At 71.0% G+C, this 17,581-nt stretch carries 13 protein-coding genes and 1 other RNA gene; 11 read left to right on the forward strand and 3 right to left on the reverse strand.

The window, feature by feature from the left end:
- Positions 1-13 precede the first annotated feature (13 nt).
- Positions 14-1,033: an AAA family ATPase gene (locus AC3ANN_RS04690; RefSeq protein ID WP_488339841.1), complete on the reverse strand. Its 1,020-nt coding sequence runs from the start codon at positions 1,031-1,033 to the stop codon at positions 14-16.
- Between the two features lie 160 nt (positions 1,034-1,193).
- Between AC3ANN_RS04690 and ffs the strand changes: the two genes are divergently transcribed.
- An RNA gene (gene ffs / locus AC3ANN_RS04695) (signal recognition particle sRNA small type) lies at positions 1,194-1,290 on the forward strand.
- On the opposite strand, the gene AC3ANN_RS04700 is transcribed toward ffs, so the two are convergent.
- Entirely contained in the window at positions 1,285-1,956 is a 672-nt protein-coding gene (locus AC3ANN_RS04700; RefSeq protein ID WP_488339842.1) for an NUDIX domain-containing protein, read from the reverse strand. The two genes, ffs and AC3ANN_RS04700, sit on opposite strands and share 6 nt — an antisense overlap.
- A gap of 68 nt (positions 1,957-2,024) precedes the next feature.
- Here AC3ANN_RS04700 and pta point away from each other — a divergent pair, with 68 nt between their 5' ends.
- The 7 genes from pta to AC3ANN_RS04735 all read left to right on the forward strand — a co-directional run bounded on the left by pta (position 2,025) and on the right by AC3ANN_RS04735 (position 12,737).
- The gene (pta, locus tag AC3ANN_RS04705) at positions 2,025-4,292 is read left to right on the forward strand and encodes a phosphate acetyltransferase (protein WP_488339843.1); all 2,268 of its coding nucleotides are present in this window, start codon (positions 2,025-2,027) and stop codon (positions 4,290-4,292) included.
- Positions 4,293-4,297: 5 nt separating this feature from the next.
- Positions 4,298-5,539 (forward strand): acetate/propionate family kinase, encoded by a 1,242-nt coding sequence (locus tag AC3ANN_RS04710; protein ID WP_488340776.1) that lies wholly within the window; start codon positions 4,298-4,300, stop codon positions 5,537-5,539.
- Between the two features lie 29 nt (positions 5,540-5,568).
- Positions 5,569-6,294: an HAD family hydrolase gene (locus AC3ANN_RS04715; RefSeq protein WP_488340777.1), complete on the forward strand. Its 726-nt coding sequence runs from the start codon at positions 5,569-5,571 to the stop codon at positions 6,292-6,294.
- Positions 6,291-8,828, forward strand: a complete 2,538-nt coding sequence (locus tag AC3ANN_RS04720; RefSeq protein WP_488339844.1) for a glycoside hydrolase family 65 protein — start codon at positions 6,291-6,293, stop codon at positions 8,826-8,828. The genes AC3ANN_RS04715 and AC3ANN_RS04720 overlap by 4 nt, the downstream gene beginning before the upstream one ends.
- A 103-nt stretch (positions 8,829-8,931) precedes the next feature.
- Positions 8,932-11,190, forward strand: coding sequence for a DNA polymerase III subunit gamma and tau (locus AC3ANN_RS04725; protein WP_488339845.1), 2,259 nt, complete (start codon positions 8,932-8,934; stop codon positions 11,188-11,190).
- Positions 11,191-11,193: 3 nt separating this feature from the next.
- Positions 11,194-11,787: a recombination mediator RecR gene (gene recR, locus AC3ANN_RS04730; RefSeq protein WP_194410883.1), complete on the forward strand. Its 594-nt coding sequence runs from the start codon at positions 11,194-11,196 to the stop codon at positions 11,785-11,787.
- On the forward strand, positions 11,784-12,737 hold the full coding sequence (locus tag AC3ANN_RS04735; protein WP_488339846.1) for a DMT family transporter: 954 nt from the start codon (positions 11,784-11,786) through the stop codon (positions 12,735-12,737). The genes recR and AC3ANN_RS04735 overlap by 4 nt, the downstream gene beginning before the upstream one ends.
- 60 nt (positions 12,738-12,797) lie before the next feature.
- On the opposite strand, the gene AC3ANN_RS04740 is transcribed toward AC3ANN_RS04735, so the two are convergent.
- Positions 12,798-13,286: a hypothetical protein gene (locus AC3ANN_RS04740; protein WP_488339847.1), complete on the reverse strand. Its 489-nt coding sequence runs from the start codon at positions 13,284-13,286 to the stop codon at positions 12,798-12,800.
- Between the two features lie 117 nt (positions 13,287-13,403).
- On the opposite strand from AC3ANN_RS04740, the gene AC3ANN_RS04745 reads away from it, so the two are divergent.
- The 3 genes from AC3ANN_RS04745 to AC3ANN_RS04755 all read left to right on the forward strand — a co-directional run bounded on the left by AC3ANN_RS04745 (position 13,404) and on the right by AC3ANN_RS04755 (position 17,562).
- On the forward strand, positions 13,404-14,690 hold the full coding sequence (locus AC3ANN_RS04745) for an aspartate kinase (protein ID WP_488339848.1): 1,287 nt from the start codon (positions 13,404-13,406) through the stop codon (positions 14,688-14,690).
- 132 nt (positions 14,691-14,822) lie between these two features.
- The gene (locus tag AC3ANN_RS04750) at positions 14,823-15,893 is read left to right on the forward strand and encodes an aspartate-semialdehyde dehydrogenase (RefSeq protein ID WP_488339849.1); all 1,071 of its coding nucleotides are present in this window, start codon (positions 14,823-14,825) and stop codon (positions 15,891-15,893) included.
- A 169-nt stretch (positions 15,894-16,062) separates the two neighbouring features.
- The gene (locus tag AC3ANN_RS04755; RefSeq protein ID WP_488340778.1) at positions 16,063-17,562 is read left to right on the forward strand and encodes a malate:quinone oxidoreductase; all 1,500 of its coding nucleotides are present in this window, start codon (positions 16,063-16,065) and stop codon (positions 17,560-17,562) included.
- Positions 17,563-17,581: the final 19 nt, after the last annotated feature.

The following is a 17,581-nucleotide window of genomic DNA, read 5'->3' on the forward strand; positions in this document are numbered from 1 at the left end:
GCTCACCGTCTGCTCACTGACGAGACGCGATCGGGACCCGCACGCTCGCGGCGATGCGCTCCAGGATCGTCGTGATGGCCTCGGCCGTGGTGCGGGCACGCGCTCCGCCGGCCGAGCGTGTGGGGATGATGCGGTGGGCGAAGACCGGGACCAGCAGCGCGGTGATGTCGTCGGGGATGACGAACCCGCGGCCGTCGAGAGCCGCCCACACCTTCGCGGCCCGCACCAGCTGCAGCGTCGCGCGCGGGCTCGCGCCCAGCCGCAGGTCGGTGTGCGTGCGCGTCGCCTGCGACAGCGCGACGGCGTAGTCCTCGATCGCGGGGGCGACGTGCACCGCGCGCGCCCACGCGATGAGCCCCGCGACCTGCTCGCCGGTGACCACGGGCGCGAGCCGGTCGAGCGGGTTCACGGTGTCGCGCTGGCGGAGCATGACCGCCTCGGACCGCGCGTCGGGGTACCCCATCGAGATGCGCATCATGAAGCGGTCGCGCTGCGCCTCGGGCAGCGCGTACGTGCCCTCCATCTCGAGCGGGTTCTGCGTCGCGACGACGAGGAAAGGCTCGGGCACGTAGTGCGTGTGCCCGTCGACGGTGACCTGGCGCTCCTCCATCGCCTCGAGCAGCGCCGACTGGGTCTTCGGCGACGAGCGGTTGATCTCGTCGGCGATCACGATGTTCGCGAAGATCGCGCCCGGCTTGAACTCGAACTCGCGCTCGACCGGGTTGAACACGCTCACGCCTGTCACGTCGCCGGGGAGGAGATCGGGCGTGAACTGGATGCGGCGGACCGTAGCATCGACCGAGGTCGCGAGCGCCCGCGCCAGCATGGTCTTGCCGACGCCGGGCACGTCCTCGATGAGCAGGTGCCCCTCGGCGAGCAGGCACACGAGCGCGCTGCGCACGGCCTCCGGCTTGCCGTCGATGACATTGCCGACCGACTCGAGGATCGCGTCGGTCACGCGGGCGAACCCATCGGCCGTGAGTGTCCCGGACTCGCCCTCGTGCACGGCATCCGTCATCGCGGTATCGACCATCGCGGCCTCCTGGTCCGCCCGATCGGGCAGGTCGGCGGGTGAGCGCGGGCTCCCTCGCCCACGGCTCGATCCTAGCCGCGCGCCGTGCGGGGTGGCGCTGGGAGATCGCTGGACGGGGAGATCACTGGACAGGTGCGCTCCGCGGTCGGGTTAGACTGGGGGCAGCTCTCCGCGAGGCGGCATCCAGGCCAACTCCCCCAGGACGGAAACGTAGCAAGGGTAACCGGGCTCTGCCGGGTTCGCGGAGAGTCTTACTTTTCCCGGGCGAACGGACCGTCGAGGACCGCCCACTGCAGCAGCATGATGGTCTTCGCGTCCTGGATGCGCCCGTCGCGCACCATCGCGAGCGCCTCGTCGATGCCGGGCTCGAGCAGCTCGATGTGCTCGCCCTCGTCGGCGAGGCCGCCGCGCTCGCCGGTTCTGGCCCGGCCGTCGTACGGCGCGGCGAAGAAGTGGATGCGCTCGGTCACCGAGCCGGGACTCATGTACACGTCCCACACGTGCTCGAGCTCGCCGACCTCCACGCCGGTCTCCTCGGCCGCCTCGCGCCGGATCGCGGTCGCCGGGTCGTCTTCGTCGAGGAGACCGGCGGCGGTCTCGATCAGCATGCCGTCCGGGTGGTCGTTGACGTACACGGGGTAGCGGAACTGGCGCGTCAGCAGCACCGTGCGCCGGGCCGGGTCGTACAGCAGGATGGTCGCTCCGTTGCCGCGGTCGTAGGTCTCGCGCTGCTGCGTCTCCCACTCGCCGGACGGACCGCGGTATTCGAGCGTGGTCCGGCGCAGCACGTGCCAGCCGGCGGCGAGGAGCTCGACATCCGTCACCCGCACGTCGGGATTGCGGTCGAGATCCCGCCCGGTGCGGTCGAGTCCCGTCCGTCCGCGATGGTCGGGGGTGTCGATGCCGGGCCGGGGGATCGTCATGCTGCGAGAGTATCCGGGATCGGGGGCCCGCCTGGCCGCGCTGTCGGTCGCGCTCCTAGGGTGGAGGGGTGGCGCGCAGCATCTACATCACGTCGGCCGAAGGTCACTCCGGAAAGTCGACGGTCGCACTCGGCGTCCTGGACGCCCTCAGTCACGCGACACCGCGGGTCGGCGTCTTCCGGGCCATCGCCCGCTCGACGATCGAGCGCGACTACGTCCTCGAGATGCTCCTGGATCACGACGGCGTCGACCTCGCCTACGACGAGTGCATCGGCGTCACCTACGACGACGTGCGGCAGGATCCGGATGCCGCGCTCGCGACGATCGTCGAGCGCTACAAGGCCGTCGAGGCCCGGTGCGACGCCGTCGTGGTGGTCGGCAGCGACTACACCGACGTCGGCAGCCCGGCCGAGCTCGCCTACAACGCGCGCATCGCGGCGAACCTGGGCGCGCCGGTGCTGCTCGTGCTCGGCGGACGGTCGGCGCAGCAGCAGACACAGCCGGAGGCGCTCGGGTCGTCGCTCGCCCGGACGCCGGCCGAGATGGGGCAGATCGCCGATCTCGCCCTCGCCGAGCTGGAGCACGGACGGGCCCAGCTGTTCGCCGTCGTGGCCAACCGGGCCGACCCGGTGCGCACCGACGAGACGATCGCCGCCATCCGCCGCTCGGTCGACGTGCACCGCGGTCGGGCCGACGCACCCGGCCCGTCCGGCGCCGCAGACCCGGTGCGCGCCTCCGGGGCGCGGCCCTCGGTTCCGGCCTCCGGGGCGCAGCCCTCGGTTCCGGCCTCCGGGGCGCGACCCTCGGTTCCGGCCTCCGGGGCGCAGCCCTCGGTTCCGGTATGGGCGATCCCCGAGGACCGCTACCTCGTCGCCCCGTCGATCCGCGGAATCATGCGCTCGGTGGACGGCGAGCTGCTCTCGGGCGACCCCGAGCGGCTCACGCGCGAGGCGCTCGCGGTCGTCGTCGCCGGCATGTCGATGGTGAACGTGCTGCCGCGGCTGCTCGAGGGCGCGGTCGTGATCATCCCGGCCGACCGGTCCGAGGTGCTCCTGGCCACCCTGCTCGCCGATGCCTCCGGCACGTTTCCCTCGATCGCGGGCATCGTCCTCAACGGCGGGTTCGAGCTGCCGGAGTCCGTGACCCGGCTCCTGGACGGCCTCGCTTCGAAGGTGCCGATCATCACGACCGACCTCGGCACCTACGAGACCGCTGTGCGCATCATGGGCGCGCGCGGACGCCTCGCCGCCGACTCCCGCCGCCGCTACGACACCGCGCTGGCGCTGTTCGAGCAGAGCGTCGACACCGACGAGCTGCTCGCGGCGTTCGGCGTCGCTCGGGCGACCGTCGTGACGCCGCTGATGTTCGAGTTCCAGCTCATCGAGCGGGCGCGGGCGGAGCGCAAGCGCATCGTGCTGCCCGAGGGCGACGACGACCGCGTCCTCCGGGCCGCGGCGACCGTCCTCAAGCGCGGCATCGCCGACCTGGTGATCCTCGGGGAGCCGTTCGAGGTGCGTGCGCGCGCGATCGAGCTCGGCATCGACATCCAGGCGGCCGACGTGCTGTCGCCGTTCGACGCGGTGCACGTCAGCAGGTTCGCCGAGGAGTATGCGCGGCTTCGCGCGCACAAGGGCGTGACGCTCGCGCAGGCCGCCGACACCGTCACCGACGTGTCGTACTTCGGCACGCTCATGGTGCACACCGGCCTCGCCGACGGCATGGTGTCGGGCGCCGCGCACACCACGGCCCACACCATCCGCCCGGCTTTCGAGATCATCAAGACCAAGCCCGGCGTCTCGGTCGTCTCGAGCGTGTTCCTCATGGCGCTCGCCGACCGCGTGCTCGTCTACGGCGACTGCGCCGTCATCCCGGATCCCACCAGCGAGCAGCTCGCCGACATCGCGATCTCGTCGGCGGCGACCGCCGCGCAGTTCGGCATCGACCCGCGCGTCGCGATGCTCTCGTACTCGACGGGCGAGTCCGGCACCGGAGCCGACGTCGAGAAGGTGCGGGATGCCACGGCCCTCGTCCGCGCGCGGGCGCCCGAGCTGCTCGTGGACGGGCCGATCCAGTACGACGCCGCCGCGGACGCCGCCGTCGCGGCGGCGAAGATGCCGGGCTCGGACGTCGCGGGACGGGCGACCGTGTTCGTCTTCCCCGACCTCAACACGGGCAACAACACCTACAAGGCGGTGCAGCGCTCGGCGGGCGCGGTCGCGATCGGACCGGTGCTGCAGGGCCTCAACAAGCCGATCAACGACCTCTCGCGCGGAGCGCTCGTCGACGACATCGTGAACACGATCGCGATCACCGCGATCCAGGCGCAGGAGGCGTGACCGCCATGACCCCGGTCCTCGTCATCAACAGCGGGTCGTCGTCGTTCAAGTACCAGCTGATCGACATGGAGACCGAGTCCACGCTCGCGTCGGGCCTGGTGGAGCGGATCGGCGAAGCAACGGGCTCCGGCGTCGCCTCGCACACCGTGCACGCGGCCGCGCTCGCGTCGCCGGACGGCCCGGCGCCGACCGTGGTCGACGCGACCCGCACACGCGAGCTGCCCATCCCCGACCACACCGCGGGGTTCGCCGCGATGCTCGACGCGTTCGCGTCGGACGGCCCTTCACTCGAGGAACACCCGCCCATCGCGATCGGGCACCGGGTCGTGCACGGCGGCGCGCGGTTCTTCGAGCCGACGCTCATCACGCCGCTCGTCGAGATCAACATCGACGAGCTCGGCGTGCTCGCGCCGTTGCACAACCCCGCGAACCTGGAGGGGATCCGCGCCGCGAAGCACGCCTTCCCCGACGTGCCGCACGTCGCCGTGTTCGACACCGCGTTCCATCAGACCCTCGCCCCCGAGGCCTACACGTACGCGATCGACGCCGAGGTCGCGGCATCCCATCGCATCCGCCGCTACGGGTTCCACGGCACGTCGCACAAGTTCGTCAGCGAGGCGGCCGCGGCCTTCCTCGGGCGACCGCTGGAATCGCTCAGGCAGATCGTGTTCCACCTCGGCAACGGGGCGTCCGTCACCGCGATCGACGGCGGGCGCTCCGTCGAGACGTCGATGGGCTTCACGCCGCTCGAGGGCCTCATGATGGGCACCCGCTCGGGCGACATCGACCCGGCGGTGCTCATCCACCTCGGCCGCCGCGCCGGCATGACGATCGACGACCTCGACGACCTCCTGAACAAGCGCAGCGGGTTCCTCGGCATGGCCGGGTCGAACGACCTGCGCGACATCCGCGCGGCGATCGCGCGCGGCGACGAGCGGGCGATCCTCGCCTACGAGGTGTACGTGCACCGGCTGCGCGCCTACGCCGGCGCGTACCTCGCGCAGCTGGGAGGGGCGGACGTCATCTCCTTCACCGCGGGCGTCGGCGAGAACGCGCCGCTCGTTCGCCTGCACGCCCTGCAGACGCTCGGCTTCGCCGGTGTGGAGATCGACCAGGAGCGCAATCTGGCGCCCGAGCGCGGCATCCGGATCATCTCGACGGATGCCTCGGCCGTGACGGTCCTCGTCGTCCCCACCGACGAGGAGCTGGAGATCGCCCGGCAAGCCCTGAGCGTCGCCTGCCCGTAACATGCCCGTCGTACCCTGGGGGAATGCCCATGGAGACCCTGCCCGATCTCACCGCCTTCGATGCGGTGCTGTTCGATCTGGACGGCGTGCTGACCCCCACCGCCGAGGTGCACATGCACGCGTGGCAGACGATGTTCGACGAGCTCTTCGACGCGTGGGACATCGCACCGCCTTACAGCGAGCGGGACTACTTCGACCACCTCGACGGGAAGAAGAGGTACGACGGGGTGGCCGCCCTGCTGCGGTCGCGTGACGTCGAGGTGCCGTGGGGCGACCCGTCCGACCCTCCGACGGCCGACACCGTGTGCGGAATCGGCAACCGCAAGAACGCTGTCTTCGAGCGCGTGCTGCGCGCCGAGGGCATCGACCCGTTCCCCGGCACGATGCGCGTGCTCGACGAGCTCGCGGCCGCGGGGACGCCGGTGGCGGTCGTGTCGAGCTCCAAGAACGCCGAGGAGGTGCTCGCGGCAGCCGGCATCCGCGACCGCTTCGCGGTCGTCATGGACGGCGTCATCGCCGAACGCGACCACCTCGCCTCCAAGCCCGCGCCCGACGTGTTCGTCGAAGCGGCACGGATGCTGGGGGTCGACCCCGCCCGCAGCGCCGCCGTCGAAGACGCGCTGAGCGGAGTGGAGTCCGCTGCCGCCGGCGGGTTCGGCCTCGTGGTCGGCGTCGACCGGGGAGCGGGGGAGCAGGCGCTGCGCGATGCGGGCGCCCATGTCGTCGTCAAGGATCTGGAGGAGTTCGCACGATGATGGATCGCGACCGGTTCCCCGTCGACCCGTGGCGTCTGATCGAGACGTCGTTCGCGCTCGAGGACGCCGGCGTCACCGAGACGCTGTTCTCCGTCGGGAACGGCTACCTAGGCATGCGCGGCAACCACTCCGAAGGTCGCTTCGCCTACGAGCACGGCACCTTCATCAACGGCTTCCACGAGACGTTCCCGATCCGCCACGCCGAGCAGGCGTACGGCTTCGCCGAAGTCGGGCAGACGATCATCAACGCGCCGGACGCCAAGGTCATGCGCGTCTACGTCGACGACGAGCCGCTGTCGCTCGACGTCGCCGACATCCGCGAGTACGAGCGCGTGCTCGACATGCGCGACGGCGTGCTGCGTCGTCACATCCGATGGATGACGCCCTCCGGCAAGGACGTGCGCATCGACGCCGAGCGGATGGTGTCGTTCGAAGAGAAGCACCTCGCCGTCATGAGCGTCGAGGTCACCGTCCTCAACGCCGACGCACCGGTGACGGTGTCGTGCCAGATCATCAACCGGCAGGACGGCGAGGACGTCTACGGCGGCACGCCGGTGGCGGCCACGCGCGCGGCCGCCAAGGCGGCGTTCGACCCGCGCAAGACGGAGCGGCTCCACGAGCGGGTGCTGCAGCCGCAGGAGTACTGGCAGGACAAGCTGCGCACCGCGCTGTCGTACCGTGTCAACGACTCGGGCATGTCGGTCGCGGTCGTCGCCGACCACCTGGTCGAGACCGACAACGAGTACAGCGCGCGCACGCTCATCGAGCCCGACATCGCCAAGAACGTGTTCCGCGTGCAGGCGAAGGCCGGCGTGCCGATCCGGGTCACCAAGCTCGTCAGCTACCACACGTCGCGCGGCGTGCCCGCGCGCGAGCTCGTCGACCGCGGCAGGCGCACGCTCGACCGGGCCCTCACGGTCGGCGTCGACGCGATCCGCGCGCGGCAGCGCGCGTGGCTCGATGACTTCTGGGCGCGCTCGGACGTCCGCATCGGCGGCCATGACGACCTGCAGCAGGCGACGCGCTGGTGCCTCTTCCAGCTCGCGCAGGCGGCCGCGCGCGCCGACGGGCTGGGCGTGCCGGCGAAGGGCATGACCGGTTCGGGGTACTCCGGCCACTACTTCTGGGACACCGAGATCTACGTCCTGCCCTTCCTCGCGTACACGACGCCGCTGTGGGCCCGCAACGCGCTGCGCATGCGATACCTCATGCTGCCCGCTGCGCGGCGCCGCGCGTTCCAGCTCAACGAGGCCGGCGCGCTCTTCCCGTGGCGGACGATCAACGGGGAAGAGGCATCCGCGTACTACGCCGCCGGCACGGCGCAGTACCACATCAACGCCGACGTCAGCTATGCGCTCGCGAAGTACGTGCGGGCGACCGGCGACGACGAGTTCCTCTTCCGGGAGGGCGTCGACATCGCCGTCGAGACGGCGCGGCTGTGGGCGACCCTCGGCTTCTGGCGGTCGAGCGACGGTGCCATCGACGGCGAAGGCGACACGTTCCACATCCACGGCGTGACCGGGCCCGACGAGTACACGACGGTCGTCAACGACAACCTGTTCACGAACGTCATGGCGCGCTTCAACCTCCGCTTCGCCGCGAGGACGATCCGCGAGATGGCCGAGGTCGACGGCGAGGTCTACCGACAGATGGTCGACCGTCTCGCACTCGAGCCCGGCGAGCCGGAGTCGTGGGACCGTGCCGCGGAGGCGATGCACATCCCGTTCAGTCCGGGTCTCGGCATCCATCCGCAGGATCACGTCTTCCTCGAGCGCGAGATCTGGGATCTCGAGAACACGCCGCCCGACAAGCGGCCGCTGCTGCTGCACTTCCACCCGCTGGTCATCTACCGCTACCAGGTGCTCAAGCAGGCCGACGTCGTGCTCGCCCTGTTCCTCCAGGGCAACCACTTCTCGGACGAGGACAAGCTCGCCGACTTCGAGTACTACGATCCGCTGACCACGGGCGACTCGACCCTCTCGGCCGTCGTGCAGTCGATCCTCGCCGCGGAGGTCGGGTACCAGGACCTCGCCCTGGAGTACTTCCGGCAGTCGATCTTCGTCGACCTCGCGGACCTCCACCACAACGCCGCCGACGGCGTGCACGTCGCATCGGCGGGCGGAGTGTGGACGGCGCTGGTATCGGGCTTCGGGGGCATGCGCGACCACTTCGGCGAGCTGTCGTTCGATCCGCGGCTGCCCGTGAGCTGGCCGTCGCTCGAGTACGTGCTCCACTGGCACGGCACGCGCCTGACCGTCACGCTCACGCGCGACGAGCTGCGCGTGCGCGCCGGCGAAGGAGACCCGGTCGGCTTCAGCGTGCGCGGCGTCGGCTACGTCGTCGGCGAGGGCGAAGAGGTCGTCGTGCCGATCGACGGCCAGGGACCCGTCATCGCGGGCCGCCCGACGCTGCGCGAGCTCGGCGACGCGCGCCGCGAGGACGGATCGCTGCTGTCGGCGTCGGTTCCGACCGTGACCTCGTCGATCCCGATCATCGTCGGGGCGGCGGATGTCGAGCACGGCGCGGATGCGTAGCCGTCCGCGGTTGCCGAGCCGTCCCCGGCTGCCGAGCCGTCCCCGGCTGCCGAGCCTGTCGGAGCACGGGTGCGATGTCGCGGGCACGCCGTAGGCTGGGCGGGTGACCACCGCTCTCTACCGCCGCTACCGACCCGAGTCGTTCGGCGAGATGATCGGCCAGTCGCAGGTCACCGAGCCGCTCATGACGGCGCTGCGCAGCGACCGCGTCGGGCACGCGTACCTCTTCTCGGGCCCGCGCGGGTGCGGCAAGACGACGTCCGCGCGCATCCTGGCGCGCTGCCTCAACTGCGCGCAGGGACCGACCGACACCCCGTGCGGCACGTGCGAGAGCTGCATCGAGCTCGGCCGGGGCGGGGGCGGATCCCTCGACGTCGTCGAGATCGACGCGGCCAGTCACAACGGCGTCGACGACGCGCGCGATCTGCGCGAGCGCGCGGTGTTCGCACCGGCGCGCGACCGCTTCAAGATCTTCATCCTCGACGAGGCGCACATGGTGACGCCGCAGGGCTTCAACGCGCTGCTGAAGCTCGTCGAAGAGCCGCCCGACCACGTCAAGTTCATCTTCGCCACCACCGAGCCCGAGAAGGTCATCGGCACGATCCGCTCGCGCACGCACCACTACCCGTTCCGGCTCGTGCCGCCTGCCGCGATGCTCGAGTACGTCGAGGAGCTGTGCACGCAGGAAGGCGTCGAGGTCGAGCCGGGCGTGCTGCCGCTGGTGGTGCGCGCGGGCGGCGGGTCGCCGCGAGACACGCTGTCTCTCCTCGACCAGCTGATCGCCGGGTCCGACGAAGCCCGCGTGACCTACGCGCGCGCGGTCGCGCTCCTCGGCTACACGCACGGCGAGCTCCTCGACGAGGTCGTCGACGCGTTCGCCGCGACCGACGCCGCGGCCGCGTTCGCCGCCGTCGACCGGGTCGTGCAGACGGGGCAGGACCCGCGGCGCTTCGTCGACGACCTCCTCGAGCGTCTGCGCGACCTCATCGTCGTGGCCGCGACGGGGCAGGGCGCGGCCGCGGTGCTGCGCGGCGTCTCGGCCGAGGACCTCGAGCGCATGAAGGGCCAGGCCGCGGCGTTCGGGCCGACACGGCTCTCGCGCGTCGCCGACCTCGTGATCGCGACGCTCGACGACATGACCGGCGCGACCTCGCCTCGCCTGCAGCTCGAGCTCATGGTCGCGCGGGTGCTCGCGCGGGGGACGGTCCTCGCATCCCCTCCAGACGCCGTCCCCGCTGCCCCTCCTATCGCCGCTGGAGCGTCGAGCGGAGCCTCCGGCGGCGGGGGCCCAGCCTCGGCCCCAGCCGCAGTGCCGGGCACCGTCGCGACGACCCCCGTGCCCGCGGCAGCAGCCGCTGCCGCTCCGGCGGCACCGGCTCCGGTGGCACAGGCTCCTGCGCCTGCACCCGCGGTGCGCGACCTCACGTTCGACGGGCTCGTGGAGGCGTGGCCGGACGTGCTCCGCCGTCTCGAAGAGATCAGCCGATCGTCGTGGATGGTCGCCTCGGCCTCGAGGCCCGTGGCGGTCGCGTCCAAGGACGGCGATCCCGTCGTCACCCTCGAGTTCGCCTCCGCGGCAGACCTCACGAAGTTCAAGCCCAAGCCACAGGGCTCGGGCGCGTTCCTCGATGTGCGGCGTGCGATCGAGGAGCTCTTCGGCAGCCAGGTGAAGTTCCTCACCCGCCTGGCCGGGCCCGGAGCCGACGGTCCCGAACCCGGATCCTCCGGTGCTGGAGCACCTTCCGGACGCGCATCCGGACCCACCTCACCCACCGCGGAGAGTGGGGGAGCGGCGGCGGACGCATCCGCCGCCCCAGGCCCGACCGGCGGAAGCGCGGGGAACGTCCCGACGCGACCAGCCGGCACGACTCAGCGCGCTGCCGATCCCGCTCCTCGCGCCGCAGCCCCGGCAGCGGCACCGCGAGCGGCGGCGGCCGCGCCGGTCACCGACTGGGCCGTCGCGCCGATCCCGTCGGACGCCGACGCCCCTCCGCCCGATCCCGGTCCCGCCGAGATGCCGTCCGGTGCGACCTCGGCCCAGTTCGCGGTCGACGACGAGCCCGAGGACGCGGTCGCCGGCGCCCGGCTGCGCACGGCGACGCTCGCGCCTCCGCGCGAGGGCGACGTCCTGCCCCGCGAAGACGTCGAGGCTCCGGTCGAGAGCGACGACGCGGACGATCCCGGTGTTCCGCTGGACGTCGTCGATGCGCCGGTGCCCCCCACGGTCGCGCCGCCGCTCATGCCCAAGGTGACGACCCGCAACGACGGCGTGCAGCGCTACGGCGAGGCCGTGGTCCGCCAGGTGCTCGGCGCGACCTTCGTCCGCGAGGAGCCCTACGAGCCGCCCACGAGGTTCAACTAGCCCATGTACGACGGCATCGTCCAAGACCTCATCGACGAGTTCGGCCGCCTTCCCGGCATCGGCCCCAAGTCGGCGCAGCGCATCGCGTTCCACATCCTGCAGACGCCGAACTTCGACGTGTCGCACCTCGCCGAGCTGCTGAGCGTCGTGCGCGAGCGGGTCCGCTTCTGCGAGGTGTGCGGCAACGTCTCGGAGCAGGACCGCTGCTCGATCTGCCGCGATCCGCGGCGCAACCAGACGCTCATCTGCGTCGTCGAGGACGCCAAGGACGTCGCGGCGATCGAGCGCACGCGGGAGTTCCGCGGGCTCTACCACGTGCTCGGCGGCGCGATCAGCCCCATCGCGGGTGTCGGCCCCGACGACCTGCGCATCGCGCAGCTCATGCAGCGGCTCGCCGACGGCACCGTGCAGGAAGTCATCCTCGCCACGAACCCCAACCTCGAGGGCGAGGCGACGGCGACCTACCTCAGCCGTCTGCTGCACACGCTCGAGATCCGCGTGACCCGCCTGGCGTCGGGGCTGCCCGTGGGCGGAGACCTCGAATACGCCGACGAGGTCACGCTCGGACGGGCGTTCGAGGGCCGGAGGTCGGTGTGACGACCATCCAGCGCTTCGACGCGCGCGCATGGCTTCTCTTCGGCGCGATGGCGCTGCTGTGGGGCATCCCGTACCTGTTCATCAGCATCGCGGTCGAGACCTATTCACCGGCGGCCGTGGTTGCGGGCCGCACCCTTCTCGGGGCCGTGCTGCTGCTGCCGTTCGCCCTGAGGCAGAAGGCGCTGCGTCCTGCGTTCTCGAAGATCGGCTGGGTGCTGGCGTTCGGCGCGATCGAGATGGCGGGACCCTTCCTGCTGCTCGGTCATGCCGAGCAGACACTGCCGTCGGGCCTCACCGGGCTGCTCGTGGCCACGGTCCCGCTCTTCGCGGCGATCATCGCCTTCGGGGGCGGCGACCGGTCGATGCTCAGCCCCGCGCGGCTGATCGGCCTCCTCGTGGGCTTCGCGGGAGTGTTCGTGATCGTGGCGGGCCCGGGCCTCGCGGTCGAGGGGGGCGGCGGTCTCGTGGCGGTCAGCGAGGTGCTCCTCGTGGCCGTGCTCTATGCGATCGCCCCGTTCGTCATCGCCACCAAGCTGCGCGACGTGCCTGCCCTCGGCACCATCACGCTGGCGCTGTTCGCCGTCGGGATCTTCTACACGCCGATCGCGTTCCTCACCCAGGACCAGATGCCTTCGATCGAGAGCACCCTCTCGCTCGGCGCGCTCGGCGTGCTGTGCACCGCGGTCGCGTTCATCGCCTTCTTCGCCCTGATCGCCCGCGTGGGACCCGTGCGGGCACCGCTGTTCACCTACGTGAACCCGGTGGTGGCGATCCTGCTCGGCACCGTCATCCTGGCCGAGCCGCTCACCCCCGGACTGCTCATCGGGTTCCCGCTCGTCATCGTGGGCTGCTGGCTGGCCGCGACAGGAGGCCGGCTGCGCGCGATCAAGCAGCCGGACGCCCCCCTCGCCGAGCGCGCGCCCGAGCTCCCTCCGATCGCACCGAGCTGACGTCGCTGCGGCGCCACCGTTCCGCAGCCGGTCGTGGGCCAGGACCCGGCGGGAATCACCTCAGCGCAGCACCTCGACGAGCACGATCCACGACACCAGCAGAGCTGCGATCACGGCGATGATCGACCCGATCGCGATCCAGGCGAGGCCCTGCGGCTCGCCGAGCGCCACGAACACCCCGCCCACGGCGTACGCGAGGGGCGCCAGGAAACCGACGCCCGACTTCGCCCACCGCAGGCGGTTCTCGGGATCCCGGTTCTCCACGATGCGTCGTGTCGCCTGCACCTGGAAGACCGCGGCCCCCGCTGCGAGCACGATCACGGCGATGCCGTACGGCAGGGCATCGATGCCGGGGAAGAGGCCGATCGCGGATCCGGCCAGCGCGAGCACGAGGCCGGCGATCCCGGCGGCGAGACGCGCCGTGAGAGACGGCGACTTGATGATGTCCCCGATGTTGACGCTCGCGGCGACGATCACGAGGCCCGCGAGGGCCGCGGTCGCGCCGACCATGGCGACGTTGAACTCCGACCACGCGTCGAGCTGCTCCATGCTCGGATGCTAGCGGCGCCACCGTCACATGGCCGAGGGCGCATGGGGGCGTCCGTAAGATTGACGTTCGGGCGCGGCATCCGTTCCCGCCCCTCGAGACACGCGTGGAGTTTCATCGTGGCGCTGATCGTCCAGAAGTACGGCGGATCGTCGGTCGCGGATGCCGAGAGCATCAAGCGGGTCGCGAAGCGCATCGTCGACACGCGCCGCGCCGGGCACGACGTCGTCGTCGCCGTGAGCGCGATGGGCGACACCACCGACGAGCTCCTCGACCTCGCGGCCCAGGTCGCTCCGATCCCGGCACCGCGCGAGCTCGACATGTTGCTCTCGAGCGGCGAGCGCATCTCGATGGCGCTGCTGGCGATGGCGATCCACTCCATGGGCTTCGAAGCCCGCTCGTTCACGGGCAGCCAGGCGGGCATGATCACGACCGCCGATCACGGCTCGGCCCGCATCGTCGATGTTACGCCGATCCGGCTGCGCGAGGCTCTCGACGAGGGCGCGATCGTCATCGTCGCCGGATTCCAGGGCTTCAACCGCGACACGCGCGACATCACGACGCTCGGCCGCGGCGGCTCCGACACGACCGCCGTCGCTCTCGCCGCGGCGCTCGATGCCGATGTGTGCGAGATCTACAGCGACGTCGACGGTATCTTCACCGCCGACCCGCGCGTGGTGCCGAGGGCCCGCAAGCTGGGCGTCGTCTCGGCCGAAGAGATGCTCGAGCTCGCCGCCAACGGCGCGAAGGTGCTGTACATCCGCGCCGTCGAGTACGCGCGCCGTCACGGCGTGCTGATCCACGCCCGCTCCACGTTCAGTTCGAGCGTGGGTACCTACGTGCTCGGCCCCGGGATGAGGATTCCCGACGGCCACGAGGGAGAAGAGATGGAAGAGCCCATCGTCGCCGGAGTCGCCACCGACCTCGGCCAGGCCAAGATCACCGTGACCGGCGTGCCCGACGTGCCCGGCAAGGCCGCCGAGATCTTCAAGGTCGTCGCGAAGTCGGGCGCCAACGTCGACATGATCGTGCAGAACGTGTCGGCGGCGACGACCGGGCGCACCGACATCTCGTTCACGCTGCCGAAGACCGACGCCGCGACGGCGCTGCGCGCGCTCGCGGGCGACCAGAGCGAGATCGGCTTCGAGAACCTGGTGCACGACGACCAGATCGGCAAGCTCTCGGTCGTCGGGGCGGGGATGCGCACGCACTCCGGCGTCTCGGCGACGCTGTTCGAGGCGCTCTCGGTCGCCGGCATCAACATCGAGATGATCTCGACCTCCGAGATCCGCATCTCGGTGGTCGTGCGCGGCGACGACCTCGCCGAGGCCGCCCGTGTCGTCCACACCGCGTACGGCCTGGACGGCGACGGCGAGGCCACCGTCTACGCCGGCACCGGCCGCTGACCGCGTTCTGGCAGATATCACCGCACGCGTGGCGGTGTCACACGGGCCGGGCGCGTTCGGCCCGGCGGTAGAATCGGCAGATCCCGCGCGTCCGACGGTGCCCGCGCGTCCGCTCCACGCTGAGGAATCCCTATGACCCGCATCTCCGATTCAGGACTCTCCGTCGCCGTCGTCGGCGCGACCGGCCAGGTCGGCACGGTCATGCGCGAGATTCTCGCGGAGCGCAACTTCCCGATCCGCGAGCTGCGCCTGTTCGCGACGGCGCGTTCGGCGGGCACATCGGTGGAGTTCGCCGGCCACGACATCGTGATCGAGGATGTCGCCACCGCCGACCCGTCGGGCATCGACGTCGCCCTGTTCTCGGCCGGCGCCACCGGCAGCCGCGCCCACGCCCCGCGCTTCGCCGAGGCCGGCGCGATCGTGATCGACAACTCCAGCGCGTGGCGCATGGACCCCGACGTGCCGCTCGTGGTGAGCGAGGTGAACCCGCACGCGATCGCACAGGCGAAGAAGGGGATCATCGCCAACCCCAACTGCACGACGATGGCGGCGATGCCGGTGCTCAAGGTGCTCGATGCCGAGGCGGGCCTCGAACGGCTCATCGTGTCGACGTACCAGGCGGTGTCGGGTTCGGGCCTCGCGGGCGCGCAGGAGCTGCTCGGCCAGGTCGAGGGCGTCCTCGCGCAGGGCCGCACTCTCGAGCTCGTCCACGACGGCTCCGCCGTCGACTTCCCGGAGCCCGAGAAGTACATCGCTCCGATCGCGTTCGACGTCATCCCGTTCGCCGGCAACCTCGTCGACGACGGGCTGAACGAGACCGACGAAGAGAAGAAGCTCCGCAACGAGAGCCGCAAGATCCTGGAGCTCCCCGACCTGCGTGTCGCGGGCACCTGCGTGCGTGTCCCGGTCTTCACGGGTCACTCGCTCTCGATCAACGCCGAGTTCGCTCGTGAGATCACCCCCGAGCGCGCGCGCGACCTGCTCGCCTCGGCGCCGGGCGTCTCGCTCGAGGAGGTGCCGACGCCCCTGCAGGCCGCGGGCAACGACCCGAGCTATGTCGGCCGCATCCGCGCCGACCAGTCGGCGCCCGAGGGCAAGGGCCTCGTGCTCTTCATCTCGAACGACAACCTGCGCAAGGGAGCCGCGCTCAATGCCGTGCAGATCGCGGAGGTCGTGGCCGCGAACCTCGGCGTGAGCGTCTGACGCGTCCTCGCGCGACACCGGACGGCGACGGATGCCTCGACCCGAGGCATCCGTCGGCTTGCCGCCTGCGCAAGAATCGCTGGACTTTCGGTCCCCCGAGAGGCCCCCGGTCCGGGGCGCTTTCGGGCACGAATAGAATTGTCTGGTGACCGAAACGCCCGACGCGAGCCTGCCCGATCCCGACGACAGCACCCTTCCCGGTGGCACGGTCGATGTGCTGCTGATCGGCGGCGGGATCATGAGCGCGACCCTCGGGACCCTGCTGCACGAGGTGCAGCCCGACCTGAAGATCGCTGTCTTCGAGCGGCTGAGCGACGTGGCGCTCGAGAGCTCGAACGCGTGGAACAATGCCGGTACCGGCCACGCGGCACTCTGCGAGCTGAACTACATGCCCGAGGGCAAGGATGGCTCGGTCGATCCCGCGAAGGCGGTGTCGATCAACGAGCAGTTCCAGCAGAGTCGTCAGCTGTGGTCCTCGCTCGTCGAGGAGGGCGTGCTCGATGGGCCGTCGACGTTCATCAACTCGACGCCGCACATGACGTTCGTGCGCGGCGAGAAGGATGTCGCGTACCTCAAGAAGCGGTACGAGGCGCTGAAGGACCAGCCCCTTTTCGCCGGCATCCAGTACAGCGAGGACTCGCGCGTCATCAACCAGTGGGCGCCGCTGCTGATGCAGAAGCGCCGCAAGGGCGAGCCGTTCGCGGCCACGCGGGTGCCCGCGGGCACGGACGTGGACTTCGGCGCTCTCACGCGTCAGATGTTCGAGCACCTCGCCGAGAACGGCGCGGACGTGCGCACGAACACCGAGGTGCGCCGCCTCAAGCGCCTCGCCGACGGCACGTGGCGCGTCAAGTACCGCCGCACGATCGGGCGGACGCCCGGCGAGATCCGGGCGAGGTTCGTGTTCGTCGGCGCGGGCGGCTGGGCGCTGAAGCTGCTGCAGCGCTCGGGGATTCCTGAGATCAAGGGCTACGGCGTGTTCCCGATCGGCGGGCAGTTCCTGAAGACCTCCAACCCTGCGGTCGTCGCCCAGCACAAGGCCAAGGTGTACTCGCAGGCGTCGGTCGGCGCGCCGCCGATGTCGGTGCCGCACCTCGACACCCGCGTCGTGGACGGTGAGGCGTCGCTGCTCTTCGGACCGTTCGCGACGTTCAGCCCGAAGTTCCTCAAGACCGGCTCGTGGTTCGACATCGTCGGCCAGGTGCGCGCCCACAACCTCGGGCCGATGCTGAAGGTCGCGTGGGACAACCCCAGCCTCATCACCTACCTCGTCGGCGAGCTGCTGAAGAACCACCGGAAGAAGGTCGACAGCCTCCGCGTCTTCATGCCCACCGCGAAGGACGAGGACTGGGAGATCATCCAGGCCGGCCAGCGTGCGCAGGTGATGAAGAAGGACCCCGAGAAGGGCGGCATCCTGCAGTTCGGCACCGAGGTCGTCACCGGCGCCGACGGCACGATCGCGGGCCTTCTCGGCGCCTCGCCGGGAGCGTCCACGGCGGCGTCGATCATGCTGGGCCTCATGAAGACGTGCTTCCCCGACCGCATCGGCGAGTGGGAGCCGCGGCTGCGCGAGCTGATCCCCAGCTACGGCGAGACGCTGAACACGCGCCCCGAGATCGCGGAGGAGACCGTCACCGAGACCGCGAAGACGCTCGCGCTCACGGCATAGACGGCGTACGCCCGACGCC

Source organism: Microbacterium sp. STRO-2N (assembly GCF_057747775.1).

Bases quoted from the DNA above. Each gene is read 5' to 3' on its own strand.
- AC3ANN_RS04740 (WP_488339847.1), bottom strand. From the start codon at position 13,286: ATGGAGCAGCTCGACGCGTGGTCGGAGTTCAACGTCGCCATGGTCGGC.
- AC3ANN_RS04700 (WP_488339842.1), bottom strand. From the start codon at position 1,956: ATGACGATCCCCCGGCCCGGCATCGACACCCCCGACCATCGCGGACGG.
- AC3ANN_RS04750 (WP_488339849.1), top strand. From the start codon at position 14,823: ATGACCCGCATCTCCGATTCAGGACTCTCCGTCGCCGTCGTCGGCGCG.
- AC3ANN_RS04690 (WP_488339841.1), bottom strand. From the start codon at position 1,033: ATGGTCGATACCGCGATGACGGATGCCGTGCACGAGGGCGAGTCCGGG.
- AC3ANN_RS04720 (WP_488339844.1), top strand. From the start codon at position 6,291: ATGATGGATCGCGACCGGTTCCCCGTCGACCCGTGGCGTCTGATCGAG.
- AC3ANN_RS04715 (WP_488340777.1), top strand. From the start codon at position 5,569: ATGGAGACCCTGCCCGATCTCACCGCCTTCGATGCGGTGCTGTTCGAT.
- recR (WP_194410883.1), top strand. From the start codon at position 11,194: ATGTACGACGGCATCGTCCAAGACCTCATCGACGAGTTCGGCCGCCTT.
- AC3ANN_RS04710 (WP_488340776.1), top strand. From the start codon at position 4,298: ATGACCCCGGTCCTCGTCATCAACAGCGGGTCGTCGTCGTTCAAGTAC.